General features: G+C 45.4%; 27 protein-coding genes. 9 read left to right on the forward strand and 18 right to left on the reverse strand.

Annotated features, from left to right (window positions below; translation table 11 throughout):
- Window positions 1-50: 50 nt before the first annotated feature.
- Complete coding sequence (locus AUC31_RS13765; RefSeq protein WP_058382641.1) at window positions 51-1166, reverse strand: MBL fold metallo-hydrolase; 1116 nt, start codon at window positions 1164-1166, stop codon at window positions 51-53.
- A 263-nt stretch (window positions 1167-1429) separates the two neighbouring features.
- Here AUC31_RS13765 and AUC31_RS13770 point away from each other — a divergent pair, with 263 nt between their 5' ends.
- Window positions 1430-1975, forward strand: coding sequence for a plastocyanin/azurin family copper-binding protein (locus AUC31_RS13770; protein WP_058382640.1), 546 nt, complete (start codon window positions 1430-1432; stop codon window positions 1973-1975).
- Between the two features lie 277 nt (window positions 1976-2252).
- A complete protein-coding gene (locus tag AUC31_RS13775) occupies window positions 2253-3266 on the forward strand; it encodes a DNA/RNA non-specific endonuclease (protein WP_237150620.1) in 1014 nt (337 codons plus the stop codon).
- A 164-nt stretch (window positions 3267-3430) separates the two neighbouring features.
- Here the strand turns inward: AUC31_RS13775 and AUC31_RS13780 are convergent, their stop codons facing one another.
- A complete protein-coding gene (locus tag AUC31_RS13780) occupies window positions 3431-3865 on the reverse strand; it encodes a DUF4357 domain-containing protein (RefSeq protein ID WP_058382639.1) in 435 nt (144 codons plus the stop codon).
- A gap of 256 nt (window positions 3866-4121) precedes the next feature.
- Between AUC31_RS13780 and AUC31_RS13785 the strand changes: the two genes are divergently transcribed.
- Window positions 4122-4676, forward strand: coding sequence for a hypothetical protein (locus AUC31_RS13785; RefSeq protein ID WP_058382638.1), 555 nt, complete (start codon window positions 4122-4124; stop codon window positions 4674-4676).
- A gap of 308 nt (window positions 4677-4984) precedes the next feature.
- Here AUC31_RS13785 and AUC31_RS13790 read toward each other — a convergent pair whose 3' ends face one another.
- Genes AUC31_RS13790 through AUC31_RS13805 form a run of 4 tightly spaced genes read right to left on the reverse strand, consistent with a single transcriptional unit; the run spans window position 4985 to window position 11065 of the window.
- Complete coding sequence (locus AUC31_RS13790) at window positions 4985-7405, reverse strand: DEAD/DEAH box helicase family protein (protein WP_058382637.1); 2421 nt, start codon at window positions 7403-7405, stop codon at window positions 4985-4987.
- On the reverse strand, window positions 7398-7724 hold the full coding sequence (locus AUC31_RS13795; RefSeq protein ID WP_058382636.1) for a nucleoside triphosphate pyrophosphohydrolase: 327 nt from the start codon (window positions 7722-7724) through the stop codon (window positions 7398-7400). The genes AUC31_RS13790 and AUC31_RS13795 overlap by 8 nt, the downstream gene beginning before the upstream one ends.
- A 26-nt stretch (window positions 7725-7750) precedes the next feature.
- Window positions 7751-10639 (reverse strand): DEAD/DEAH box helicase, encoded by a 2889-nt coding sequence (locus AUC31_RS13800; protein WP_058382635.1) that lies wholly within the window; start codon window positions 10637-10639, stop codon window positions 7751-7753.
- 27 nt (window positions 10640-10666) lie between these two features.
- Window positions 10667-11065: a (deoxy)nucleoside triphosphate pyrophosphohydrolase gene (locus tag AUC31_RS13805; RefSeq protein WP_058382634.1), complete on the reverse strand. Its 399-nt coding sequence runs from the start codon at window positions 11063-11065 to the stop codon at window positions 10667-10669.
- Between the two features lie 193 nt (window positions 11066-11258).
- Between AUC31_RS13805 and AUC31_RS13810 the strand changes: the two genes are divergently transcribed.
- The 4 genes from AUC31_RS13810 (at window position 11259) to AUC31_RS13825 (ending at window position 13819) form a co-directional block, all read left to right on the forward strand.
- The gene (locus AUC31_RS13810) at window positions 11259-11621 is read left to right on the forward strand and encodes a cyclic-phosphate processing receiver domain-containing protein (protein ID WP_058382633.1); all 363 of its coding nucleotides are present in this window, start codon (window positions 11259-11261) and stop codon (window positions 11619-11621) included.
- 314 nt (window positions 11622-11935) lie between these two features.
- Window positions 11936-12718, forward strand: a complete 783-nt coding sequence (locus AUC31_RS13815) for an alpha/beta hydrolase (RefSeq protein ID WP_058382632.1) — start codon at window positions 11936-11938, stop codon at window positions 12716-12718.
- Between the two features lie 192 nt (window positions 12719-12910).
- Complete coding sequence (locus AUC31_RS13820; protein ID WP_058382631.1) at window positions 12911-13288, forward strand: hypothetical protein; 378 nt, start codon at window positions 12911-12913, stop codon at window positions 13286-13288.
- Window positions 13289-13345: 57 nt separating this feature from the next.
- On the forward strand, window positions 13346-13819 hold the full coding sequence (locus AUC31_RS13825; protein WP_157073503.1) for a hypothetical protein: 474 nt from the start codon (window positions 13346-13348) through the stop codon (window positions 13817-13819).
- A 255-nt stretch (window positions 13820-14074) separates the two neighbouring features.
- On the opposite strand, the gene AUC31_RS13830 is transcribed toward AUC31_RS13825, so the two are convergent.
- Together AUC31_RS13830 and AUC31_RS17765 are read right to left on the reverse strand one after the other, a co-directional pair.
- Window positions 14075-15082: a hypothetical protein gene (locus AUC31_RS13830; protein WP_058382629.1), complete on the reverse strand. Its 1008-nt coding sequence runs from the start codon at window positions 15080-15082 to the stop codon at window positions 14075-14077.
- Between the two features lie 463 nt (window positions 15083-15545).
- Window positions 15546-15710 carry a hypothetical protein gene (locus tag AUC31_RS17765; protein ID WP_157073504.1) on the reverse strand — a complete coding sequence of 55 codons (165 nt, stop codon included), beginning with the start codon at window positions 15708-15710 and terminating at the stop codon, window positions 15546-15548.
- A 231-nt stretch (window positions 15711-15941) separates the two neighbouring features.
- Between AUC31_RS17765 and AUC31_RS13835 the strand changes: the two genes are divergently transcribed.
- Window positions 15942-16736, forward strand: coding sequence for a DUF817 domain-containing protein (locus tag AUC31_RS13835; protein WP_058382628.1), 795 nt, complete (start codon window positions 15942-15944; stop codon window positions 16734-16736).
- 123 nt (window positions 16737-16859) lie between these two features.
- Window positions 16860-17843 carry a GMP reductase gene (guaC, locus tag AUC31_RS13840; protein WP_058382627.1) on the forward strand — a complete coding sequence of 328 codons (984 nt, stop codon included), beginning with the start codon at window positions 16860-16862 and terminating at the stop codon, window positions 17841-17843.
- A gap of 62 nt (window positions 17844-17905) precedes the next feature.
- On the opposite strand, the gene AUC31_RS13845 is transcribed toward guaC, so the two are convergent.
- The 10 genes from AUC31_RS13845 to AUC31_RS13895 all read right to left on the reverse strand — a co-directional run bounded on the left by AUC31_RS13845 (window position 17906) and on the right by AUC31_RS13895 (window position 26809).
- On the reverse strand, window positions 17906-18901 hold the full coding sequence (locus tag AUC31_RS13845) for an ABC transporter ATP-binding protein (RefSeq protein ID WP_058382626.1): 996 nt from the start codon (window positions 18899-18901) through the stop codon (window positions 17906-17908).
- Window positions 18867-19883: an ABC transporter ATP-binding protein gene (locus AUC31_RS13850; protein ID WP_058382625.1), complete on the reverse strand. Its 1017-nt coding sequence runs from the start codon at window positions 19881-19883 to the stop codon at window positions 18867-18869. Before AUC31_RS13850 ends, AUC31_RS13845 begins: the two co-directional genes overlap by 35 nt.
- Before the next feature lie 7 nt (window positions 19884-19890).
- Window positions 19891-21450 carry a glutathione ABC transporter substrate-binding protein gene (locus tag AUC31_RS13855; RefSeq protein WP_058382624.1) on the reverse strand — a complete coding sequence of 520 codons (1560 nt, stop codon included), beginning with the start codon at window positions 21448-21450 and terminating at the stop codon, window positions 19891-19893.
- A gap of 20 nt (window positions 21451-21470) precedes the next feature.
- Entirely contained in the window at window positions 21471-22358 is an 888-nt protein-coding gene (locus AUC31_RS13860) for an ABC transporter permease (protein ID WP_058382623.1), read from the reverse strand.
- Window positions 22359-22373: 15 nt separating this feature from the next.
- On the reverse strand, window positions 22374-23315 hold the full coding sequence (gene nikB, locus AUC31_RS13865; protein ID WP_058382622.1) for a nickel ABC transporter permease: 942 nt from the start codon (window positions 23313-23315) through the stop codon (window positions 22374-22376).
- Window positions 23316-23683: 368 nt separating this feature from the next.
- Window positions 23684-24133: an Lrp/AsnC family transcriptional regulator gene (locus tag AUC31_RS13870; protein ID WP_058382621.1), complete on the reverse strand. Its 450-nt coding sequence runs from the start codon at window positions 24131-24133 to the stop codon at window positions 23684-23686.
- Window positions 24134-24362: 229 nt separating this feature from the next.
- The gene (locus AUC31_RS13875; protein ID WP_058382620.1) at window positions 24363-24809 is read right to left on the reverse strand and encodes a GNAT family N-acetyltransferase; all 447 of its coding nucleotides are present in this window, start codon (window positions 24807-24809) and stop codon (window positions 24363-24365) included.
- Between the two features lie 71 nt (window positions 24810-24880).
- Entirely contained in the window at window positions 24881-25078 is a 198-nt protein-coding gene (locus tag AUC31_RS13880) for a hypothetical protein (RefSeq protein WP_058382619.1), read from the reverse strand.
- 504 nt (window positions 25079-25582) lie between these two features.
- A complete protein-coding gene (locus tag AUC31_RS13890; protein ID WP_058382617.1) occupies window positions 25583-25990 on the reverse strand; it encodes a DUF4181 domain-containing protein in 408 nt (135 codons plus the stop codon).
- Between the two features lie 81 nt (window positions 25991-26071).
- The gene (locus AUC31_RS13895; protein WP_058382616.1) at window positions 26072-26809 is read right to left on the reverse strand and encodes a metallophosphoesterase family protein; all 738 of its coding nucleotides are present in this window, start codon (window positions 26807-26809) and stop codon (window positions 26072-26074) included.
- Window positions 26810-26851 lie beyond the last annotated feature (42 nt).

A 26851-nucleotide genomic window follows, 5' to 3' on the forward strand; every position in this document is an offset into this window, starting at 1 on the left:
TGGCGCATGAATCTCAAATCTTGGAAACCGGCTCAAGCGAACAAGTTCAGCTATTGCTGTTCCCACCAGCGCGCCGTTGTGTACGAATCAAGCCCGGCCAAAGAAAGCGTCTCGCCGATTCTTGGCGTCAACAAATCCATACCCGCACGCTGCGCTTCTTTTGAGGCGCGCTCCACTGGATCTGTCCAGCTATGAAACGCCAAAGTGAACGCCGCCCAGTGAACGAGCATCATCTTATCTCCATGAACGTCGAGCGCCGCCTGCACCGACTGCTCCGGCGCCATATGCGAAGTTTCCCAGCGCGGGTCGTACTGGCCGCCTTCCATCAACACGAGGTCGAACGGGCCGTAACGTTCGCCAATTTCTTTGAAATGGCTGCCATAGCCGCCATCTCCGCTCGTGTAGAAACGGGTCTCGCTGCCAAGCACGGCCCAGCCTCCCCACAAAGTCGAATTGCGGTTGAACAAGCCGCGCCCCGAGAAATGCTGTGACGGTGTCAACACGAGCGTCAAGCCATTAAACGCCGCTTCGTCCCACCAATCCAGTTCGGTGATACGTCCCGCTTCCACTCCCCAGCGCTCAAGATGCGCCCCGACACCGAGCGGCACGAAGAAATGCCCCACTTTACTTTCCAGCGCACGGATCGATCCGTAATCCAAGTGGTCGTAATGGTCATGCGTCAGCAGTACCGCGTCGATTTCCGGCAGCCGCTCGACGATTTCCAGCCAGTCCATGCTATAGCGCGCGCTTCCCACAAACGCCAAAGGAGACGCCCGTTTTCCGAGCATCGGATCGACGAACAGTTTGAGCCCGTCGATGCTCAATAAAAAGGTCGAATGGCCGAACCAAGTCACGCTATCTTGCACATTGTCGATGGCTTGCCAGTCAATGTCCGCTACCGGCAACTTCCCCAAAGGATTGCGCTGGACGTCACCGGCGAGCATGGAATCCTTCAGCATCGACAGGCCTTCTGACATGCGAATGACGGGCTCTGTGGAATCCGCATTGGCGAATTTCCCTTCCCGGTAATTGCCCAGTCCCATAAAGCGGTCCCGCTGGCGCTTATCGGGGGTCGACCCGAGCGGCGCGTAGAGCTTTAAAAAAGCGCCCGACAGAACGGAGACGGCCGCAGCGCCGGCAACTGAATACAATATCAATTTTTTCATGGCTCCTCCAATGTCGAAATGTATTTCACTGCAGCAAGCAGGATTCTCTGGTTTTCACCATAGCTTTATTTTCCCTCATTGGATGTCTGCTCAAACGGCTTTTTACAGATTCTCATCTACTCTTGAAAACGCTGTACCATAAGAGAGAATTCATTTCCCGGTGCGCCCAAAAAAATCGAACCCCTTCCATAAAAGTTGATCTATTTCGCTTGCCGCTGCGTTCTATAAGCAAGAAGCAACTACAAGGAGGAGGATGAAATAACATGGCCAACAAAAAATTCACTTTACTGCTCGCTGCCGGAATGCTGTCACTCGCCGCGTGCGGTCAAGACGACGCTGCCATTGAAGAAGAAACGCAAGCTCCTGCACAAGAGGAAAGCACGGATACAGAAGAAATGCCGGAAGAAGAACCGATGGAAGACATGGAAGAAGAAACGGAAACGGAAGAAGATTCTACAGAAGAAGAGCCTGCTGAAGAGCCTGCGGAGGAAGAACCTGCAGAAGACGCCGAAAGCAGCGAACAGGCAAGCGCCCCTGAAGCGATGAGCGGCGAAGCTTCCGACTTGTTGTCGAACGGCGAAATGACCAGCTTTGTGTTCAATGAAGCCGGAGAATACGCGATCTACTGCGAACCGCATCCAGTCATGCAGATGACGGTCATCGTCGAAGAAGGCGCAGAAGCTATGGATAAAGTTTCCGTCGACATCGCCGATTATGAATTTGGCGAAGAAACGATCACCGTCGCACCGGGCACGACCATTGAATGGACCAACCAGGACCAAGTGCAGCACAATGTCGCGTTTGAATAAAACTCTTTTACACAAAACAGCACGGACACTAGGATCCCCAGTGTCCGTGCTGTTTTTTATGAGAATTTTTCTATAGAAAGGCGCTGTCTGGTACTGCCACAAATCAAGTTCGACATCTGTTAGAGAATCGGGATATCGGAATTCACTCCACACGCAATGTAAATTATTGGTACAATAAATAAAAATGGAGGATATTTCTTCTTTCATTCACCGCTACGTATCAATTGAAACGGATAAAACCTTAACGAATACCATACAACTAGAGGAGTGTCTCCAATTGAAAAAGCAACTGAATTATTGGATTGTCCTGCTATTGGCCATCTTTATGGCCGGCTGCACGGAAACAGAAAATGCCGCAACACCTGAAACCGAGGTGCAGCAAGAAGCGGCCGGTGAAACGGAAGCAACGGAAGAAGTGGAAGCCGAGACCGAAGCGACAGAAGCAAGCAACGAGGAAGAAACTGCCGCAAGTGACACGGAACAAGCCGACACGACGGTTGAAGAAGAAGCCGAAGCAGAGGCACCAGCCGTGGAACCTGTGGATGAACAATTCGAAGGATACGAACTCGTTGAAGTCGACGGCGGCGATCTGTCCGGACACCGCGAAGCGAAAACCGTCGTGTCCGTCGGCTACGGCGACCGCGAATACTGGGCGTTTACGAATGAACACGGCCAATTAGAACGCGTCACGGCGGACGAAATTATTTTGCAAGATGACACGAGCGAAGATGTATTAGATTCCGGCCGCTACTATTCCGACGAAGCCAAAGTGCCAGGCGTCGAAAGTGACATCTTGGACGAAGGGCACGTCATCGCCGATTCACTCGGCGGGGTCTCGAACGCCTATAACATCACGCCGCAAGAAAGCACGCTCAACCGCCACGGCGACCAGGCGTATATGGAAGACGTCATTCGTGATGCGGGCGGCGCCACGGATTTTGAAGCCATCATCACCTATCCCGATACCGAAACGCAAGTGCCTTCCAGCTACCAATACAGCTATACCGTCAGAGGCAACGAAGTGGTCGACACATTTGATAACGTCAACCCCGATGAAGTCAACGCCTCTCTCGGCTTGACCGACAGCGAGCCCGCAGAAGCGGAAGCAAGCGCTCCGGAAACGAGCAGTCCAGCGGCAAGCGGTGACGTCTCGAGCGTCGACGCCAACGGCAACGGCCAAGTGACGATTCAAGAAGCGAAAGACGCCGGCTTCACCATGCCGATCATGAGCGACCATTGGCTATATCCGCATATGGACGATAGAGATGGAGACGGGATGGTTGGGGAATAAAGTTAGGTACAGTAAGTGCACCTCAAAATTAGCCTAAGAAAACACTGAGATCTTTTCAGTGTTTTTTCTTTGTGGAAAAACGCAAAAAAGCACCGCTCCAGGCGATGCTTTTGCCGTCTCCTATTCAGTTGTGCACTGGGAATCATCTTCATATAATCCGGCACTTAAATCTTCTTCCAATCATGCGCGCCTTTCGCCCATCCGCCGATCGCCACCCCCATCGCAATTAAAGGGGATGCAAATTCCACATCTTCCATCACCAAATACTGGTGGCCGAGCGGCATCAATTTGCCCGACAACAATAGCTCTTCCCGCAGCTTCAAATAACGCTTCGGGCATTTCGGCGTGGTCGATCCCGCAAACTTCGAGCCGCGCTGCACGACAAACTGCTCCCCTTGGTAAAACCCGCTCGCATCCGCCCCACGTTTCGACGTGATGTAGAACAATTCCGGCGGCGTCTCATGATAAAGCTTCACCATGCCGCTATCAAACGGATCGACCGCCTGCTCTTCCCCCGTCGCCGGATCCACCTCAAAAAAGCGGTACACTTCCCCAAACTCCGGATGCTCAATCGCCGCAACAAAAAACTCCTTTTCCATCAGCCTTCCTCCTATTCTAAGAAAAATGCCTTTCATCTCTTAGATAGATGGAAACTGCGAAAAAGGAGACAGGATTGTGAAAGTTTTTTTAAAAATTTTGTTGTTACTTTTGAAATTTAAATCATCAGCAGCTTCGTTTGAATATTATTGGTGTGTTATAAGACTAGATGTTCAATTTAACTGGATAAAAACTTATTAAAATCTGAATATTATGATAAAATTAAAGATAATATTACTACTGAAAAGAGGGATGATAATGAGAAGTGTCTGGATATTTATCATGTTTTTTGGGCTCATCTTATTTGGATTGAGTGGTTGTGTTGCCGACTCTCAAGAAGATGTTCAAGAAGTAGTGAATACAGCAGATACTGAAAAAACTGAAACAGTACTAAGTCCAGAAGAATATTATTTAGAATACACTAGACCCGTGGTTACACAAGTATGGACAGAATACGATGAAACACACGATGAAATGATAAACCAATGCTTTGAAATCGATGCGTATGACCGAGAAGAAATGTATAATTGCATGATACTTTTCATCGATAAGCATGAAGAAATGAAAAAAACTGTGGAAGAGCTTCCTATGGAAGGTCTGACCGGAAATTTATCGCATCTAAAATCTTTTCAAGAAAACTCTTTACTGGCGATTGATCGGCGTATCAGTTACTGTCGAGCTATTATTTCAGAACTTGGTGACAACGGTATTCGCCAAACAACCAAATTTGAAGAAAACCTAAAGATGGGGAACCGTCACAGTATCGATTCTATGGATGATATTGAAGCATATGAAAATTCACTAGGATTTTAGCAAATACTTTTCACTACAAAGATAGAAATCGTTGACAATGCGATAAAAACTTTAAACTCATTGTTTTTCAGCCTATCAATCCATTTTCAAAAAAATTCTATTAGCGCTGGATTTTATTAAATTATATTTTTTCGTAAAACTATAATAGTCCAACTTTAATTAGTGTAATTAAAAATTAATTCCCCTTCATTAGTAGTCTACTTCTGTGAGTTCAAATTTTCTCGTAATTTTTGTTTATCGCATGCTCTCAAAAAAAACCAGGAAATACACAAATGAAGCCCCAACTCCGTTGCTTTATTTGTGCCTTCTTAGGTTTTATTCGTGTTATCACGTGCAAAATAAGCATGCAGCCGATATTCCGCAATTGCCTTTGTCCAATCATAAAGAATTCTCCGATGTTCATTACTTGGCGATAGATTCAATGAAAACAAATTATCATTGAATGTCACCAAGCCATCTTTCGCACTGCCGCTCCATTTCGTCATCGGCATGCGCTCAATCAGATCTGCAATTTTCTTTTCATCGTAGTCTCTGAGCTTTCTGCTCTGTACATCATTGAAATCAGCATTCAAACGGTATTGTTTAGCCGTCAAGAACTCATGAAAGTATGGAGCGGCTTCTACTGGCGTGATTGGTTCAAGCCAGCTCTCCACGCCTTTTGACAGCATATAGCTCAAGACGACCATCTTATAGCTTTTGTTCATGCCAGTCTTCTCGACTTCTAAAAACCAATTCTGGTGCTTTGTCCATACTTCAATCTCATCTGCATTCAGCTCCGCCGCATAAGCGAGCAGGCCGAACCAGCTGCCAAATTCCTGCCTAATCGTTTTCGAATCCGCAGTCCCTTGGAGATGAAATTCCAAATAAGTGGGACGCCTGCCGAGCTCCCGTTTTAATTCACGGTAAGCAAGAACCATTGCTTCTTTTCTAGGTGCGCGTTTTTTCCGCAGTTCTTCCAATAAATTGACGACTGCCAATTCTAAATTGAAATCGCAATTCGCAGGGACCAAAGGCTCGACGCCTTGAGCTTTTCCTTTAGTCTGCGGCGCTGTATCGAATACGGATAGCTTCAAATCCGCGTTGCGGTAATTACCGATAAAGTCAATAATCACGCAATGATCCTTTTCGTCCGCAATGCGCAGTCCCCGGCCGATTTGTTGAGTGTAAACCGTAAGCGACTCGGTCGGTCGGATGAACAGCAAGGTATCGACTTTCGGAATATCGACGCCTTCATTGAACAAGTCGACCGTGAAGATAATTTCCAAGTCTCCTGAATCCAACTTAGCTCTCGCCGCTTTTCGCTCTTCTGCAGGCGTGCCACCCGATAAACTCATCGAACGAATGCCGCGCTCCCGAAAAAATTGATCCATAAACTGTGTCTGCCGGACCGTCGAACAAAAGACAATCGTGCGCGTCTGTTTATGCTTTTTCCACGCTTCAAATACCGCTTCAGCATAGTCTTCCCTCAACTGCACCTGAAGCAGTTCCTCTTCATCATAGCGGTTCCCGATCCAGCGAATCTTCGAGTAATCGGTATTGTCGTATACGCCAAAATAAAGAAACGGCGCCAGCCAATTGCGTTCGATGGCATCGAGGAAATGAATGGAAATCGCGACGTTGCCATCGCATAACGCGTATACATCCTGATTGTCCATCCGGTCGGGCGTTGCCGTAATTCCGAGCAAAAACTGCGGGTCGAAATGCTCCAGCAACCTTCTGTAAGTCGGAGAAGCTGCATGGTGGAATTCATCCACCACAATTAAATCGAACGCATCCCGCTCAAATTGATCCAAGTGATACTCACTTCCCAATGTATAGATGGAAGCAAACAGAAAATCCGCGGATGTGTCTTTTTCAGTTGCATGGTAGAAAGCAGATTTTTTATTGGGATGAATTTTCTGGAAAGACTCTTTTGCCTGCAAGAGAATCTCCTGGCGATGGGCGACGAACAACACTCGCTTGAATTTTTTCGCAAAAAATGCCGCGAGATAGGTTTTCCCGAGCCCTGTCGCAAGTACAGCCATCGCGCGAGTGTACTCTTCTTCTATAACAGTATCAAGTGCATCGAGCGCTTCCTGCTGGGCAGGTCGAGGCTCTAACTCGGTTATGTAAGGTGCTTCTGTTTCAATAATTTCCTGGGGCTGTGATGAACCAAGCATAAGACCGGTTTCTTCCGCTTCTGACCACACAGGGCTGATAGGCCGTTTGAGATTCGCTTTCTCATGAAGCGCTTTATATTCCTGAAGTGTTTCTTTGTTGAGAGGAATCGTCTCATCCGCATAGAAATGCGCTAAAAACTGCTCGGCCGCTTCATCAAATACCGTCTCATCTACTGAGGTCGGAGCGATCAAATTCCATTCCACCCCTTCGGTCAATGCGGAGCGGGATAGATTGGACGATCCAACGATCAGATGCGACGTTTCCTCACCGCGGAATAAATATGACTTTGGATGAAAGGAAGCACCTCCACTTTTCCATAGGCGAATTTCAGCAGAAGGTAATTCTTCGAGCAAGATCCCAAGTGCTTCCGGTTGGGTTACGAAGAGGTAGTCACCAATCAATAGCTTGATTGGCACACCTCGGTCCGCTGCTTCTTTCAAAAATGGTGTCACGATTCTCACACCCGACTTCATTGCAAACGCGGTGATCCAGTTGATTTCTACAGCCTCTTTTGATAACCGACCCAAGTGGCCTATGAGTTGCGAGGTCACCAACTGCAGTTTACTCATCTTCAACCTCGATTAAAAAGATTCTTTCTTTAAATCCGCCGCGCTTCTCGGCTTTTTTCACACGGACTTCTTCAACTTCTTCGAATGAAGATCCATTGAGTTCAGCAGCAGCATGAATTAGTTCAAGGATGTCTGCGAGCTCTTCGACCGCGTCTTTTGGATTATCAGTTTCTTCAAATTCACGGAGCTCCTCAGTGAGTTTCTTCGTTACTTCTGTTCTGTATTCTTCTTCTGATAAAATGCGGGTTTTAAATTGAAGACCGCTGTTTTCGATTACTTGTGGGATTTTGTCTCTGACTAATTTATTGTAGGTAGGCATAACTATTCTCCTTTTCAAATAATTTATTAAGACTCCACCAAATACCGATAAAGCTTCTGCTCTACCGAATTCTCCAACTTCATATCCATCTGAACCACTGGGATATCCCGGTGGTTTTTGTCTTTCATAAGGGATTCTTGGACGGAATTTGTATCAGGCAACGCTCTACCTAAATAGTAGAAGTCACCACCCTCATCGTCGTCTTTTTTGACGAAAATGTGGATGTCCGTCCCGTTTTCGCTAGCTTCAAGGATCTTTTTGACTTCGTCTGAGGCTAGGCTTCGATTACTGCGCGTAAACCAGTGCATCGTCTCTTGATTGATCAGTTCATCTCCGTACGCGACACTCGATTCAACTTTTTCACTTTTGTGATAGGTCACAAAGATCGGACAGGTGCCGTGCTTGGTTTTATATCCATAAATAGTGGAACTCTCGTCATTGTCCCAGTTCAACAAGCGACAGACATCCTTGCGGGTGTATTTTTTATGCAGGGTGAGTGCTTGCTGTTGATTATATCGCACACTATGCTGTCTTGCGGTAGCGAGCAAGTCTCCTACTGCATTTCTAAAGGAACTGTTTTCTCGTAAACTGTTTTGGATTTTTTCGTTCCATCCAAGCAAGTTCCCTTGTCGTTCAATGAGTGGTTTTTTTCCATACTTGGTCTTTCCACTTTGATTGAAAAACTCTAAAGTAAATACGCGCATGACCGAACGGAAGGTTTGGTCGTTCCAGGAAATCCCTTCAGCATTCAATTGCTGCTGGTACTCTTCTATCGAAACGTCTCCTTTTTGCAAAAGCATTTCCGCAAGTACGATTTCATGCACGCGCTTGCCGTTTAAAATCTCCAGCGACAGCATCGTCATCACTTGTTCTTCGTACGCTCCCCATAACGGATCCACTTCTTTCAGCTTTAACAGAAACTGATGATAAGTATTGTATTTTTGAACGATGACGAGCGGATCGATCGAGTTGTGCAAGGTAAAATCATGCATCGAAGGAATGTGACCGATGCGGTTTTTCAGCGCGATATACGCTTCTCTTAATACCTTGAGATCCGTCAGCTTACTATTGGAAATCGCTTGGAATATACGATTTTTGGCGATCATTTCAAAATTCACCGTGGAAACGCCCGTGATGTAATTGGTATCTTTTAATGAACGACGGATATTGTCTTTATTTTGAGAGCGATCGTCAGATAAAGCCATCGGAATCAGGTAGTTATTTTTATAGTTACCAATGAAATCGATGATCGTCACGAATTCTTTTGAGTCATGCTTACGCAGTCCACGGCCCAATTGCTGGATAAAGATAATGCTCGATTGCGTTTGCCGCAGCATGACCACTTGGTTAACACTTGGAATATCGATTCCTTCATTAAAGATATCAACGGTCAGGATGTAATCAAGAAGACCATTTTCGAGCCGTTCGACTTGGCGAAGACGTTCTTCTTGAGAAGTATCCCCCGTTAAGGCGACGGTTTTCAGTCCTCTTTCATTAAACGCCTGAGACAATTGATGCGCTTCATCTTTGCGACTGCAAAACATCAAGCCTCTCAATTTTTCGCCTGAATGTCCGTAGTAATCGATCTTTTGCAGAATATGATCGACGCGTTCTTCTGCCACAAGCTTGGAAAAGGCAGTCGCTTCATCAATAACGCCTTCATCGTATTCGAGCTCTGTCACGCCGAAATAATGAAACGGACAGAGCATATCTTCTTCCAATGCTTCCTGTAGTCGAATCTCATACGCGATATTGTAATCAAACAGCTCAAAAATATTAAAATCATCAGTCCGTTCAGGCGTTGCGGTCATGCCAAGTAAAAATTGCGGCTCGAAATGATCGATCACACGCTGATACGAATGAGCACCTGCTTTATGGACTTCGTCGATCAGAATATAATCAAAGCTTTTCGGATCCAACTGGCGCAAAGTTTCTTCTCTCGATAGCGTTTGAATGGTTGCGAACACATAGCGTGCATGTAGATCCCGGCGACTACCGGATAAAAAGCCAAACTCTTCTTCTACTCCACCTAAGATCTTCATATAATCTTGTTTGGCTTTTTGCAAAATTTGTTCACGGTGAACGATAAATAGCATACGCTTTGGCGCAAAGCTGCGGACATCAAAGGCGGATAAATAAGTTTTTCCTGTTCCGGTCGCAGAAACGACCAAGCCTTTTTGATGGCCTGCTTCGCGTACACTTTCGATTTGATGCAATGCGCTTACTTGCATTTTATTTGGCTCAATATGTATGGCATCTTCTACTGGATTGGGTGTGTAGACTTCTGGAAACTCCGCAACTTGTTTGGCATCCTTACGGTATTCAATCGGAACGTACTGTTTTTCGTAGTTATGGATCCACGTTTCTGTTAGCACTTCCGCTTCGTTCCATACCACTTCAAACTGCTCGTTGAAATGATGAATGAGTTCTCCATTACTATGGGAGGTAAGTTTGATATTCCATTCATAGTTCACTTTTAAAGCTTGAGCCGTTAAATTGGAGCTGCCGACGATCAAAGTTTGATGGGTATCATGTGTGAAAATATAACCTTTTGAGTGGAAGCCTTTTTTATTCGATAAACGAACTTCGACATTGGTAATTTTCAAAAGCTCTTTAAAGATTTTCGGGTGATTAAAACTTAGAAAAGTCGATGTTAAAATACGACCTTTGATTCCTTTTCGGTCTAAATCCGCTAAATGCGATTTCAATGTCGCGAGGCCACTTTCTGTAACAAATGCTACGGAAAACAAAAAGGACGTACATTGGTCCAGCTCTTCTAATAAGGTATTGAGTACGTAATGATTAGAAGCTGTGTTGTTAATCAGCAATTTCGGCTTAAAGCGATCCGTCGTTTGGTAATCACGGTCGATAAAGCCTCTTTGTAAGGATGCACTCAATTCTTTTGCAATATCCATGCCCATTCCCCTTATCCTTGTGAAGATTTAATTGACGAACGTTGCCGCCAGTTTCTCAATTGCTGGAATATCCGCCGGCGCCCAGTCTAAGCTCGGTAGTTCGTGTGCCGCCAACCATTTAATCTCAGTGTGCTCCGTCAATACCGGTGTGCCTTTAGTGAGTTTACAATAGTAGGTTTGCAAATGAACGATTCCAAAATCGTATTCATAGCTCGTATGTTCAACTTGCTCACCAATCTCGACTTCGCAATGCATTTCTTCTTGAATTTCGCGCCTTAAGCTCTCCTGTGGAGTCTCGCCTTGTTCGATTTTGCCTCCTGGAAACTCCCATAAACCGGGAAGACTTTTCTCCATTCCACGCTTCGCGCAAAGAATCCGGCCATTGTCGATAATGACCGCTCCTACGACATGAATGTCTTTTTTCATTAGTTTCTTTCTTCCCTTCACTGATCATTTTCACCTATCATAACATATGTAAAATATCCCCTATTTTAAATTTGAAATCCAACTAAATTTAACGTTAAATTTTCATTCCTTCTATCAAAAAGAACATTTGTTCTGTATAATGAAACTCACTAAAAACTACCCAAAAACGTTAAAATCGAGGAGGATGAAGTCCATGAAAAAAGAAATCAATTTGTATGTCGACGATTTGAGGGATTGCCCAGAAGGTTATGTAGTAGCGAGGAATATAGACGAGGCGATTGATTACCTCGAAAACTATAAGGTGAAAATCCTGTCTTTAGACCATGACCTTGGGGAAGATGCAGACGGCCAACTGCTGCCAACTGGATATGATTTGGTCAAATTGTTTTGCGAGCGAGGTTATCATGCCGATAGGATTTACATTCACACGGACAATGGGGCCGGTCGGGAGAATATGTACCATACTTTGAAAGGTGCCCAGCGGAGAGGCTTTATCGCTCCAGATATTGAGATCTATCACTATTCGATTACGGTGAACCGTTATTCTGGTGATTAAAACACTCTGAGTTAAAATTTTTTAGATTTACTGCTTTGATTTCTTCAACAAACTTGCTCACCCTAAACCAAAGGCAAAGACGCCTTCTTGTTAAATGCTTGCCGCATTTATGGAGGCGTCTTTTGCTGTTTCTGTTTTCATTTTGTTTAAACCGATCTGCCCCATTATTATGAAATACTTCTAATATCTAAACTCGACTTTTTTTCGCTATGGAAAGGAAAGATAATCGACAGCCATTTGAAATGGCGTACAATATCTAATAATAGATATCTATACAGCCAGTCATTCTAAGCAGTTATAAAGGAGGTGCGGCTTTGTTAGAAACATTTCATACATATATCTCTTCATTCAAGCAAGAAAGATTAATCCGGGTATATCTGCCAAAAAGCTATTCGACAGAAAAGAAGAACTATCCCGTGTTGTATATGCACGATGGGCAGAATGTGTTCCAAGACTTGGAGGCGATTGGTGGGAAATCTTTGGATCTTGAAAATTATTTGGATGCACATGAATTGGACCTTATCGTGGTTGCAGTCGATCAAAATCCGCAGGCAAGAATTGATGAGTATTGTCCTTGGGTAAGCGGTGAATACAGCAAAAGCATATTAGGCAAAGAGAGCACAAAAGGCGGAAAGGGCATGCACTACGTGGATTTTATTGTCAGCGAACTAAAGCCGCTGATAGACAGCAAATACCGCACAATCCGAAATCAGAGCGCGATGGCCGGTATTTCTTTAGGCGGCCTTATCTCTGTTTACGCTATGTGCCGCTACCCTCACATTTTTAACCACATAGCTGTCCTGTCTTCTGCCTTTTACCGCAATCAAGAAGAAATCATGAAGTTGATCGAGCAGACGGATCTGTCGCTGGTTGAAAGTGTGTATATGGATTGCGGATCCAAGGAAGCGGGAGTTGACACGGAAGTGAGCCAGAAATTTCTAGCTTCCAATCAAATGGTCTATGAACTACTAAAAGAAAAAATCCCTAATACTCAATTCGAAATCATTGATGATGCGGAACATAATTATTCGTATTTTAAAGAAAGGGTCCCGAGTGTATTTGGATTTTTAACATCAAATGATTTCCGTGAGAACTAGAACTCAGTTACTCGAGGGAACTGACTATACATATAAAAAAGTTTTATCCTTTATCCAATTGAAGAATACTCAGTGGCCGATTGAGAAACCCATATTTACCACGTGCAAAGCACCCACCTTCCGTAATATTCCAATCTATCCTCTGTTATACTGGAAGAAAGAGGGTTATATTCCAGGAAAGGAGAATAATGCATGAAAACTTACTGGTTGCTCGGCATCGTTTTGCTTGTCGATATAACTTTGCTGTTGGTGGACGATTACTTTCCGGGCGCACTCAATTCTTTAGGAATTCCGGTATGGTCATTGTATGCGCTGCTTGGGGTTTTGTTTCTTGTGAGCTTACTAACGCATAACCCTGAACTGGAGAAACGCTTTAGGCTCCATGAATTAATATTGTTGGCTGTCTATCCTATGCTTGTAATGATTTTATTGACGATACTTGGCGGCGACTCAGAGAGCGGCCTCTCTGTCACAAGCCCCTTCCTTTGGGTCTTCTGGGGAATCATTTTGTGGCTGGGGTGGCGTGATTATAAAAAGGAAAAAGAGCAGGATGAGCAAACGCTGGAATAAACGTTTTTATACAAAATGATAGGTAGTCTTGGTATTTAAATGGAAAGGGCGGATACAGTGGAGGAAGCACAACAGGAGATAAAAGAAATAAAAAAGTTAAAGAAGATGCAATTGCTCTGGGGTAACCTCTTAATGCTGGTGACTTTCTTGTTGCTTAGTTATTTATTGGGGAACGGAAAAATTTTATTCGTAACCTGGGTACTCGTCATATTTCTCTTAATATTGACCATTCTCAGCTTATATACCTTGGTAACAGGAACGATCATCGGGACAAAGAATACGAGGCGCGTTCGGGCATTCGATCGAAAGTGCTGGGGAGAGAAGAAATGGAAGCGCAATAAAATAATTGAAATTGTTCTATACACAGTTTTGGGTATCGGCATAACCGCGTTGGCCTTTAATACGGATTTGGATTCCTCCCATCGGAATTTGTCTGACTTCGCCTTCCCGTTTGCGGGGGCTTGGATAGGTTATAACTTAGGTGAAATCATGAGAATAGCAGCCTTAAAAGAGCAGCCAGCGAATAGCTAGCTGCTCTTATTTAACTGAAGGAAACGTTAAATGAAAATGTCCCTCGAAAAGCCATGATGCATTCCGATCATGGCTTTTACTATTTCCGTCCTAAATATCCACAACGCGTGAAGAAAATGAAATTGACCTCATTTTTGGCCATTTTAAAGATGCGGTCGAGTTTAAACAAGAGGCGCCCAGCCTAACTGTGGTGCACCTTTTTATAAACTGTCTATGAAACGAGACGCGGATCAGTTTTCGTTTTTCCTTTCTCCTTTAGCCCCCTTTTTCTTTTGGTGTAGACTCTTTTTTCTTTTGCGGGTTTTGCGGGCTGAATGCGGCAAGAGTAACAGCCCTTTTCTTATGGGTTTTACTAATAATTTTACTCAGGTTTTTCTCAATATAACGCAGCTGTTGATGATTTATTTTTTTGGCAGCAACGATGTCATATCTCCATCTCGCTGGCTTTATAATACTTACATATTGATCACTTTCTCTAATGCGCTTGAAGTGACGGCGCTTATCATCCCATGCGATATAATGCTTATCATACATGCCCTCATGTTCGTTTCTCAAACTAGGCAACACAATATACACATCACCTTTTATCCCTTGAGTTCGTTGTTGATCTATATCAGCTGTTGCGGTTTGCCAGGTGATGTACGCTATCCGATTTTTGTACTCCGAATCGGTCTCTACTGCCATTTTCTTCGGATAAATTGGCTTTTGTTTTCTAGAAAACAATTCTGCAATGATAAAAGAAAAATCCCCCTCATCATGAGACAAAAATCGTTTCTCCAAATGTCTTACATCAATCCATTTCCCTTTTGTGTCTATATCCTCTGCCATGTCTCGCACAATCAACACAGCGGTAGATGCGCTGCTTTTCACATAGGTAATATACGCCTCATCGTATTGTTGACTATTTATTAAGCGAGCTGGTTTAGCTATATATCGACCATTTTCTTCCGCTTTACACGTAGCATAATCCATATATCTCTCAATGTAATGAGCTCGTGCTACTCCAGATGGCCCTTGTTTTCTTTTAGCTTTTACTAGTTGTTTCTTGCGCTGTTTTTGCTCTTCGATTTTTTGTAGAACTCCAGAGTTATTTACAAGATAGTCATTCGTATACGATTCACTACAGCCATAACAAATTTTCCATTGTTTAATCCACAGATGCTTTACATCTAATTCGCTGGTGGTTCTTAAATAATCTTTCACTTTCTTTTGCAACCGGTTATTTTCATTTACTACTTGTTCCCCGCAAATGATACAGTCCATCGTACAACTCCAATCGTTATGTTAGTTGAAGAAAGAAATGGCCCCACTTCTCGTTCAAGCAAAGCATCAATTTAAAAAGCCCATTATCGATAATAATTACATCTATCATTATAAAAAATAAGAACACTTTGCATTTTAACAAGCTCCAGCTGAGATTTTTCTTATATTACCATTTATTAGAAAATTATTCCATATTCATTAAAGAACTATTTTTACTCACCTGCTTTTACATCACGTGATTTTTAATGGTCAAACATCGTGTTTTATCAGTTAAAAGTGATGTTTCGCATCAAACTTGGATAATATTACTGATTGATCCGTTGGGCTAAACGGAAAAAACCCCTCGGTTCCCAGACCAAGGGGTTTTTGAGACTTCTCAATTTTCAAGGTTCTTCCCTATCTTTTCCCAATCGGCAGCTATCAGTCATTTGCTTCTTAATTTCACTAAGTTAAAGAAAATGAGTTAAGATACAGCATCGTCTTTAAGGAATCCTATAATAGAAACTATAAGACCTAACAGCACGATTATGTATTCAATTCCTCCGATGCTAGTAGCCGTATCCAACACAAGAATTCCGCCAAGAATCATAAATGAGATGCCTAGTAACATTAATTTTATTGATTTCAACAAACCCCTCCTCAATCAAATACATTACTTAAGTTCATATACTAACATTCTAATACAAGCACTTAACTAATCGAATAGTTGAATCAAAACCAAAAAACTTTAGTTCCCGGAACTAAGGTTTTTTAGCATCTTCATGATTTTGTCGATTTTCCTCCTCTACCTTCCCCTCGGCAACTTCCACCCACCCACAACGTCCATTTTTAAAACTCTACTTCCAGGAGGCGCTGTGTAATGAAAACGTTTTGGCTGTTCGGATACAGGCAAGCACTTTGCTGCATTTTTCCCGTCATCATATTCGCGGCACTCGCTTTGTCGAAATACATCGAGATTCCTTATCTGCCCCGTTATGATTTTATTTTGCTGGTGTGCATACTCGCGCAAGTGTTCATGCTTACGTCCAAACTGGAGACTTGGGATGAGTTTAAAGTCATTTTGGTGTTCCACGCAATCGGGCTTGGCCTGGAATTGTACAAGGTCCATATGGGCTCGTGGGCGTATCCTGAAGAAGCCTGTAGCAAGTTTTTCGGCGTGCCACTCTATAGCGGATTCATGTACGCCAGCGTCGCGAGCTATATTTGCCAGGCGTGGCGGCGCTTCGACTTGCAGATGTATGGATGGCCGAAGTCTTTCTACAGCATCGCCATCAGCGTCTTAATCTACGCGAACTTTTTCACGCATCATTTCACCTACGACATCCGCTGGGGGCTGAAGCTATTATTGGTACTGATTTTCTTCCGCACAATCGTGACGTTTCGCATCGATGAGAAAATCTTTAAGATGCCGCTGATCTTGTCGTTCCTGTTGATCGGATTCTTCATCTGGATCGCGGAAAACATCACAACCTTCTTTGGCGCGTGGCAATACCCGAACCAGGAAGCGGCCTGGTCGCTCGTCCATATCGGCAAAATTAGCTCGTGGTTTTTGCTCGTCATCATCTCGGTGATTATTGTCGCCCAGCTGAAGCGAGTGAAAAGTTCATTACAACATCCCACGCGAAGTAGTGTGATAGCAGAAAAAGAAAGCTGATAGAAAGTTTTGCGCTCCAAGCAAAGAACTTTTGACATTCCCCATTAAATGGAGTAAATTATCACATGGACGAACAATCATATTCGTTCTATCTAATAATATTCGTGTTTAGGGGTGTAATTAATGGAAAATGTATTTGATTACGAAGACATACAGTTAGTTCCTGCAAAAGCAGTGGTAAATAGCCGTTCAGAATGTGACACATCCATAGAGTTTGGCGGGCGCACGTTTAAACTACCGGTCGTGCCGGCCAATATGCAGACAATCGTCGATGAAAAGATCGCCAAATTTCTGGCTGAAAATAATTACTTCTACATCATGCACCGTTTCGAGCCGGAAAAACGCTTGGCGTTCGCGAAAGACATGCAAGAGCAAGGCCTTTATGCCTCGATCAGCGTCGGGGTCAAACCGGAAGAATACGAGTTCGTCCAGCAGCTAGTGGATGCTGGCGTGACGCCGGAATACATCACGATCGATGTGGCGCATGGCCATTCGAATGCAGTGATCGACATGATCGGCCACATCAAAAAATCTCTTCCAGAAAGCTTCGTCATCGCCGGAAACGTCGGGACACCGGAAGCGGTGCGCGAGCTGGAAAATGCAGGCGCAGATGCGACGAAAGTGGGCATCGGGCCAGGCAAGGTATGCATCACGAAGATCAAGACCGGTTTCGGTACAGGCGGCTGGCAATTGGCCGCGCTGCGTTTATGCGCGAAAGCTGCCAGTAAACCGATCATCGCAGACGGCGGCATCCGGACTCATGGCGATATCGCGAAATCAGTGCGTTTCGGCGCGTCGATGGTGATGATTGGCTCATTGTTCGCAGGTCACGAAGAATCCCCGGGGCAAACCGTCGAACAGGACGGCAAGCTCTTGAAGGAATACTTCGGTTCAGCGTCTGAGTTCCAAAAAGGCGAAAAGAAAAACGTTGAAGGCAAGAAAATGTATGTGGAATTCAAAGGCTCGATGAAAGATACTTTGACCGAGATGGAACAGGATCTGCAGTCGGCGATTTCCTACGCGGGCGGCAACCACTTGCTCGCCATCCGCCAAGTGGATTATGTCATCGTCAAGAATTCGATTTTTAACGGCGATAAAGTGTATTGATCTATTAAATAAGAGCATTAGAAAAGCCGATTGCGGGGAATTCCCTGCAATCGGCTTTTCGTTTATCCCGGAAAATGACATGCTGCAAAATGATTTTCCCGGTGTTCGATAAATTCAGGCTTGTCGACTTTGCACACCTCCTGTGCGATCGGGCAGCGTGTATGGAACGGGCAGCCTGTCGGCGGATTTGCCGGGTTGGGCATTTCCCCGACCAAGCGGACACGTTCTTTTTTCGCTTTGACGGTTGGCCTTGGAATCGCAGACAACAAGGCTTGCGTGTATGGGTGCAAGGGGTTTTTGAAGATGCTCGAAACATCGCCCATTTCCACTGTGTTCCCTAGGTACATAACTAGCACGCGGTCGCAGAAATAGCGGACCACTCCGAGGTCGTGCGAGATGAACAGGTAAGACAGATTGTATTTATCCTGCAGTGTTTTCAACAGCTTAAGCACTTGCGCTTGTACCGATACATCCAACGCTGATACCGCTTCGTCACAGATGATGAACTGCGGGTTGAGTGCGATGGCTCTCGCGATGCCGATACGCTGGCGCTGCCCGCCGCTGAATTCGTGCGGGTAGCGGTCGTAATGTTCTGCTTTCAAGCCGACTTCCGTCAGCAAATCCATGACGGCGGTTTTGCGTTCCTGCGCTGACATATCGGTATGCATGCGGAATACTTCGTCCAACGCGTGCCCGACGCGCTGACGCGGATTCAGTGAAGCGTAAGGATCCTGGAAGATCATCTGCATTTCCTTGACGAACTTCTTTTTTTCTTTCTTTTTCAGGTCCTGTATTTCTTGCTGATCAAACTGGATTTTGCCGTCGGTCAGGTCTTCCAGGCCGAGGATCGTGCGCCCGAGTGTAGACTTTCCGCAGCCGGACTCGCCGACAACGCCGAGGCTTTCGCCTTTATACAATTTTAGCGACACCGATTCCACCGCTTTGACGTTCCCGGTGACTCGCTTCAAGACGCCGCTTTTGATCGGAAAGTATTTCTTCACATTGTGCAGCTCCAACAGGATTTCAGGTTTTGGCGGCAAGGTCTCTGCTGTGTTCATCTAGTTCCACCCCCTTTTTCTCGGCATACCAGCAACTGGCAAAGTGGCCGTCTGACACCGTGATTTCCGGCGGCACTTCCGCTCTGCACTTGTCGGTCGCGAACGGGCAACGCGGATGGAAGCGGCATCCTGTAATCTGTTCATCCAATCCCGGCATATTGCCAGGAATCGGTTCGAGTTCGAAATCCGGATCGTCCACGTTCGGGACCGAGTTCAGCAAGCCGCGTGTATACGGGTGCTGCGGATTCTCGAAAATCTCTTCGACCGGCCCTTCTTCGATTTTCTTGCCGGCATACATGACCATGACGCGGTCGGCGACTTCAGCGACGACGCCCATGTCATGGGTGATCATCATAACGCCCATATCGAAATCCTTTTTCAAGTCATTGATCAAATCTAAAATCTGCGCCTGTATCGTGACATCAAGCGCCGTCGTCGGCTCATCCGCAATCAATAGGCTCGGGTTGCAGGCGAGCGACATCGCGATCATCACGCGCTGGCGCATGCCGCCGCTCAATTCATGCGGGTACTGGTTCAGCCGTTTTTCAGGATTCGGGATCCCCACCTGTCTCAATAATTCGATGCCCTGCTGCGATGCATCTTTTTTCGAAACGCCTTTATGCAGCATCAACGGTTCACGCAACTGATAGCCGATGGTCAATACCGGATTCAGCGCTGTCATCGGCTCTTGGAAAATCATCGACATCCGGTTGCCGCGAAGCTTGCGCATTTGGTCTGCCGACAGCTGTTGAAGCGGTTCGTTGTCCAACAGGATTTCGCCGCTTTCGATTTCGCCATTAGAAGGAAGCAAGCGCATGACCGATAACGAGGTGATGCTTTTTCCGCAGCCCGATTCCCCGACGATGCACAGCGTTTCTCCTTTATGGACATGAAATGAAACGTCTTTGACGGCTTGCACGGTCCCGCCGGAAGTGCGGAACGATGTCACCAAGTTTTTCACTTCAAGCAATGCGTGTGTCATATTTCCCCTACTCTCTCGTTACGTTATACAAGCTCCATTGTCCGTTCGGATCCATTTGCAAACCTTGGATCGATTGATCTGTCGCTGATGTCACGACCCCGTGATACATGACAATCGCTGCATCTTCAGCGAGCATCAATTGGTTCGCTTCGTTCAAAATCGATTGGCGTTCTTCCTGGTCGATCGTCGTGCGGGAGGCTTCGACCAATTCGTCGAATTCCGGATTGTTGTATTGCGCACGGTTGGAAGCGCCGATGTTATCTGAATGGAAGTTCGGGTACAACATTTCAGAACCGTCGCCTGTTACATTCGACCAGCTCAAGAATGTCAGGTCATACTCTCCACTGCGTGCAGTATCCAGGAAAGTCGCCCATTCCATCGTTTCAATTTCGACAGTGAATCCAGCTTCCGTCAATTGGGACTGGACGATTTCTGCCATCAAGATGAAGTTGTCGCGGTTGGCGGAAAGCAATTTGATCGGCTCGTCGCCATAGCCGTTTTCTTCCACCAATTGCTTCGCCATTTCAGGATCATAAGGTGTTCCTGCGTCATCCGCAGATTCATCGTAGCCGAATACTTGCGGCCCGAGGATGCTGTCGCTTCTGACACCCAAATCGTTTAAGTTGGCAACGAACGCATCACGGTCGATCGCACTTGCTACCGCTTTACGGAAGTCCGGATCTTGGTTGCGGTCTTTTGAATGATTGAACGTCAAATAATAAACTGGTGTGCCGTCTTGTTTCGTTACTTCTACATTATCAATCGATTCGATACGTGAAATCTGTTCTGTCGGCAACGCATCGAGGAAGTTGACTTCGCCTGTCTGCAACATAGAGATCGCGGTTGACGTTTCAGGGACTACTTTGAAGACGACGCGGTCGAGTTCCGGTGCACCGCCCCAATAATCTTCGTTTTTCTCAAGCACGACTTGGTCACCAGTTGCCCAGCTTGAGAATTTGAATGGGCCTGTGCCCACTGGTTCTTGCATCAAATCTTGCTCCTGGTCAGCAGTCGGGCTGACGATCGCTGCATTTGAGTGGGATAAAGCGGCCAATAGCGGGCCGTATGGATATTTCGTTTTGATTTCCACAGTGTTTTCATCGACTACTGTAATTTCATCGACCGGCTCCAACAGGGAAGCCCGCGGCGCAGCTGTTTCTGGGTCGCGCAGCTTATCGAATGTGTATTTCACGGCTTCCGCATTGAACGGTGTGCCGTCTTGGAACTCAATGCCTTCTTTCAAGGTAATAACCCATGTCAGATCGTCTGGTGTTTCGTAGGATTCTGCGAGCATCGGCTCGATTTCCATCGTTTCAGGATTTCTGACGAATAGTTTTTCATATACTTGTTCTGTAACACTTGAAGAGACCGAATCATTGGTCATAATCGGCGAAAGCCCTACCGCATCAGTTGTGGAAGCGTAGATGATTTCTTGGTCGACATCACTTGATCCTCCTGATGAATCGCCGCCTGATCCTTCTGCGCCTTCAGGAATGGTGCTTTCTGAACAAGCGCTTAACACCAGGATGCCGAAGAACGCCAGTAGTACGAGCCAGTATTTTTTCATAAATGATTCCCCCTATTTTGTTATTCTTGTAAATCCATGTTCGGATCGAGCGCATCGCGCAACCCATCACCGAGTACATTAAAAGCAAAAACCGTCAGCATGATCGCAATGCCGGGCACGATGGTCAAATGAGGCGCTGACCACATAAAATCCTGCCCCTGCGAAATCATGGCGCCCCATTCCGGTGTCGGAGGCTGTGCGCCGAGCCCTAAATAACTAAGTGCTGCCGTGGAAAGAATGGCTGTGGCCATACGCATCGTCGCAAACACGATGATGGGTGCTGAAGCATTCGGCAAAATATGGCGGATCATGATGCGCAGATCCGACGCTCCCATCGAGCGCATCGCCATGATGTATTCTTTCTCTTTAATGGAAAGAACCGAGCCGCGGACGATACGCGCACAAGTCGGAATCGACCAGATGCTGATGGCGATCGCGACATTCACAAGGCTTGTGCCAAGAATTGCAATGATCAGCATCGCCAGCAAGATTCCCGGGAATGAGAACAACAAGTCGACGAATCTCATGATGATCGCATCCAGTTTCCGGTAATAGCCTGCCAAGAGTCCAAGGATTGTTCCGCCAATCAATCCGAGCGATACGGCGGTGATGCCGACCACCAATGAGATTCTGGCGCCGAAGACGATCCGGCTCCACACGTCGCGTCCGTAATTGTCGGTCCCGAGCCAATGCCCGTCACTGAACACCGGCAGTTCACGGTTCGCCAAGTTTTGGGCTGCTGGGTCATGCGCTGTCATAAACGGCGCAAATAGCGCTAAGATGATCTGCAAGATGACGATGACTAAGCCAACAATCGCCAATTTATTTTTAAACAAGCGCTTCATTGTGGTGACAATGTATTTTTCGCGCTTTTTGTCTTTCGTTTTTACCGACTCGACAGTTGCCATGATCCTCCTCCTTTCTTAGTCATATTTGATTCTCGGGTCGATATAGGTGTAGATGATATCGACCAGCAAATTGACGAGTACGAACAATGTCGCGACCAACAGAACTGAGCCTTGCACCATCGGGAAATCGCGGGCTGCAATGGCATCGATCATCAGCCGCCCGACGCCGTTGATGGCGAATACCTTTTCGGTGATAATCGTTCCGCCGAGCAAGAAGCCGAAGTTCAACCCGATGATCGTAATAATCGGGATCATTGCGTTTTTCAATGTGTGGATCCAAATAACGTTCTTTTCTTTCACGCCTTTGGCACGTGCCGTTCTGACGTAATCGGCGCGGATGACTTCAAGCATCGAAGACCTCGCCATGCGCGCAATCATCGCAGCCGATCCTGTCCCTAACGTGATCGCCGGCAGGATCAATTCCTTGATGCCATCGAGTGTGTACCAAGGGCTCGACATGCCCCCTACCGGCAACCATTGGAGATTCACAGCAAATACGAGGATCAATAACGCCCCGAGCCAGAAGTTCGGGATGGAGATGCCGGCCAGTGCGAACGTGGTCGCTGAAACGTCCAGCCAGGAATTTTGCCTCAAGGCTGAGATGAGGCCTGTGATGATTCCGATAATCACGGCGACGATCATGCTCGCGACAGCCAATTTCAATGTATTGGGAAAGCGCACCATGATCGCGTCTGCCACGGGCTGCGTCGTCTGATAGGAATAACCGAAATCGCCTTGGACGGCATTTCCTACATAACGGGCGTACTGCGTCAGAAACGGATCGTTCAACCCGAGATTTTCTTCAATCGCTTCAATATCGGAAGCAGTGGCTGTCGGTCCGCCAATGACAGCAGCCGGATTCCCGGGCGCTATATGCATGGACGAAAAAACAAGAAACGATATGCCGAACAATAAGAACACCAATTGCAATGTTCGCTGGATAATAAGTGAAACCAAACCCCCACCTCCTAGACATTAGTAAAGCATTTATCCTTTTTTGATTAACAAAAGAATAAATATTGATGTTCTACAGTATAAAGTAATCGAATATTAAATTCTATATGAATTTTCAATTAATACATAAAAAATCGTTATTTTGGTTCTTTAAGCACTAAAAATTAAACTTTTAGTTACTCAATGTCGGATTAATTGTAATTTCTTATCCATTTTGTTCTTTCATTTGGAAAATCGCGACATTTCATTACGGTACACAAAATAAAAACCAGCACCCTAAAAAAATAAACTGCTCCACGCTCGTCGAATTTCTAATAGACGAGGGCGATGCAGAATAAATTGGGTGCTGGTTTTTTAATTTTTCGTGGCTATTACAGTTTAAGTCCATTTCTACTTTTGAATCTTCGCAGCAGGATATGGCTTTCGACTCGCGTAATGCCTTCGAGTGCATATAATTCTTCGTTGATGAACTTTTCCAGATCGATGAAGTCATCCACCAAAACGTGCATGTGCAAGGTGGAAGGCCCTGTCATCTGATAGCAGCTGGCGACTTGCGGGTTGTCTGCCAAGGCTTGTGCCACTTCGACGAGTGATCCCGGCTCGCAATCCACTTCAAAGAATCCGGAAACTTTCTTGCCAACCTTTTCGCTGTTGATCACAACGGTAAACTTCTCGATGACGCCTGCCTCGATCAGGTTTTGAACTCTTTCCCGGACGGCGACACGGGACAGATTCAATTCTTTTCCGATATCCACATATGAAGTGCGGCCATTCACCGTCAACAACTCTAGAATTTTTTTATCGGTATTATCCAACTTCATGTTTTACACCTCTGATTCGATAGAATGACTTCATTATATCCATTCTCCGTAAGATTGAAAATGTGCGTTTTATTTCAGAACTGGTATTTGAGGCATAGTTGCCTTATCAATCCACAACTACTACTTGCGACAAGACTCCCGCCTCTAAGCTTTGCGGATTTTCCTTATGATACCACATGTCAAATATCCCCTATTACTTTGGGCACGGGGATACGTTAGATCGACCGCTTCAAGAAAGCAGCTTCTTCTCCAGCACAATCTTCAACTGGCTGCGTGGATCGACTTCCGTCTTCAAGACGTCAAAACCCGTCTGGATATTCAGCAGCAGCATGCCGCGCCATTTGTTCATCGTCTTGGTGCGGACGATTTCGTAGCCCATGTCTTTTAAGTCTTCGTGCTGCCTGCGCATCAGTTCGGAGGCGATTCCAAGCTTTCGGCAATCGGGACGGACGCCGCCAAGCCAACTGTAAAAAATCTGATCGTCCAGGGCATAGCCGATTTTATAGCCTACGACGCATTTGTCTACTAAAGCCACATAGACCAATACAGTTTCCTGGCGGTTGAGCTTCTCCAGCCAGTGTCCCGGCCCATCAAAAATCAGCCGGTGCAGCGCGGTGATTTCTTCTGCTATTCCATAGGGCGGTTCAGAACTGAATTTTTGATAGTGGATGTTCATAAGCTTGCCTCTTTCTGTTCAAATATATGTGTGCATTTCTCTATCTCGAGAAACCCCAGTCTAGACTCCACTTATTTGAGGTTTATGCGCCGGACAGTCTTTAAAATTTCAGCAACTCCCATCGCTATCAACCCGTTCAATGCAGCAAACACTGCGTATAGAACAGTTTGCTCCTCTATCCCATCAGACGCCATTGACATGCCGATCGTAAAAGCGCCCGCGAGCATCATCAAGCTACCGAATATATATAGCATCGAAACTAATTTCATAATATTCTCCTTTTCTTTGCGTATAAAAATAATCGCTGTGTTAAATTAGAGGATCTATCTACCGATTCTTTTGATTACAACGGGACTGTTTGACGAGAAACTTCAGTATGCAGTAGATAGACCCTGCAAATGCCCGCTGCGAAGCCAAGCGCTAGAAACACAACCGTTTTGCTATCGACCATATCCCCCCTGATTTCATGGGTGCTTAGTTAGGAAAAGCGAGCCAATACGCTAAAGGTACAAAGAGCAACAAAAAGATGCCGGTGCTGATCCAGGTATGCTTTTTCGGGATTCCCCATCTTTTTTCAAGTGACTGAATATGAATGGAAACCAATATGTATCCAAAGAATCCTAGAAAGAAGCTGGACTTGTCCTGATAAATGGAGAAAGCTCGGATGAGTCCTAAGCCAATCAATAACATGCCAGTTTTGCATAAAATTATGTTGAAATACTGCACTTTCTTTTCTTCTATCATCTTTCCATTCCTTTCAAAAAGCCTGAAATTTAAGCTAAAAAGTTAAAGACGTCGAAATAGATCACCAAGGTGACTGCCGATATCCAAACCGCCATCTCACTCAGTATCAAAACGGCCTGTTTCGGCTGGTCGGAGTGCTTCCATTGGAAATAGGCTCTGACTAGTGAGTCCAATACCATCAAAACAATAAATAACATGAGGTAAAGAAGAATCGGGAACTCCTGAATAAATACTAAATAAATGATAATTACACTCAAGAGCAGCCATAGCCTTTTGAGCCACTTGTCGATTTTTTCATGTCGTTCATTGACGTAATAGGACGAAAAAAAATCTTTCTTTTCTTTTTCGATTTTCAATATTTTTCTGAGCACAAAATTCATTAGGGTGTTAAGTACGACAATCCCTAGAATAACCAATCCGATTTCCAGCCAAAACATGGGCACACCTCCTTTTTGCAAGAGTGATAGTCGATAAAAAAGCCTTTCCTACACTTGGATTTTTTTACAACCCGGGGCCGCTCAACTTAATTTATTTAGCGATTGTTTTCCATGAAAAACCTTTAATATGAACTCTTTTTCAGGAACATTCAATTGTTCATATCCCAAGAGGAAATCTTGATTATCGTAAGGAGCTTGCTTTAATGCGACATTGATTTCTTTGGCCGTTAATTCAATGATGGCATATCTGGCTGACGGCTTGTCATAACAGCCAAGCGATCCCGGATTCAAGTAAGTTCGTTGTGCTGAAGAAAAGTGATGCACCGGATGATGATGCCCGAAACAGACCAAATCGAACGGTGATTCTTTATAAAGCTGATCCAGCTTTTCAGCAGTCGGCTCAGCGTCGATGGGAAGAAATCGCTGCTCGGCGTCGATGTGATAATGAGTAAACAATATCTTGTGACCCTCATGCTCAGCCACTATTTCTTTCGGAATGGCTTTCAATTTAGGCAGCAGGCGGTGATCGAATCGTTTTGCCAACCATTCGTGATGAAGCTTTTCACCGCCTTGGCTTTCGCCATCTTCTCCTTCCAAAATCGCAATCAATTCTTCTTCGTGATTCCCGATAACAAATGAAATGTCTTTTCTGGAAAACAAAATCTCCAGCACTTCGTTGGTCTCGTACCCTATTCCGACCATATCTCCTATACAGTAGATGTGCTTCACTTCAGGCTGCTGATCGATTTCTGCCAATACTGAAAGTAAAGCGCGGCTATTTCCGTGGACATCCGCGATAACTGCGATCGTTGTACTCATCTAATCCCTCTCTTCGAATTCCCCATTTATTTCGTGAAGCTT

The sequence above is a fragment of the Planococcus rifietoensis genome (assembly GCF_001465795.2).
Classification (GTDB): Bacteria; Bacillota; Bacilli; order Bacillales_A; family Planococcaceae; genus Planococcus; species Planococcus rifietoensis.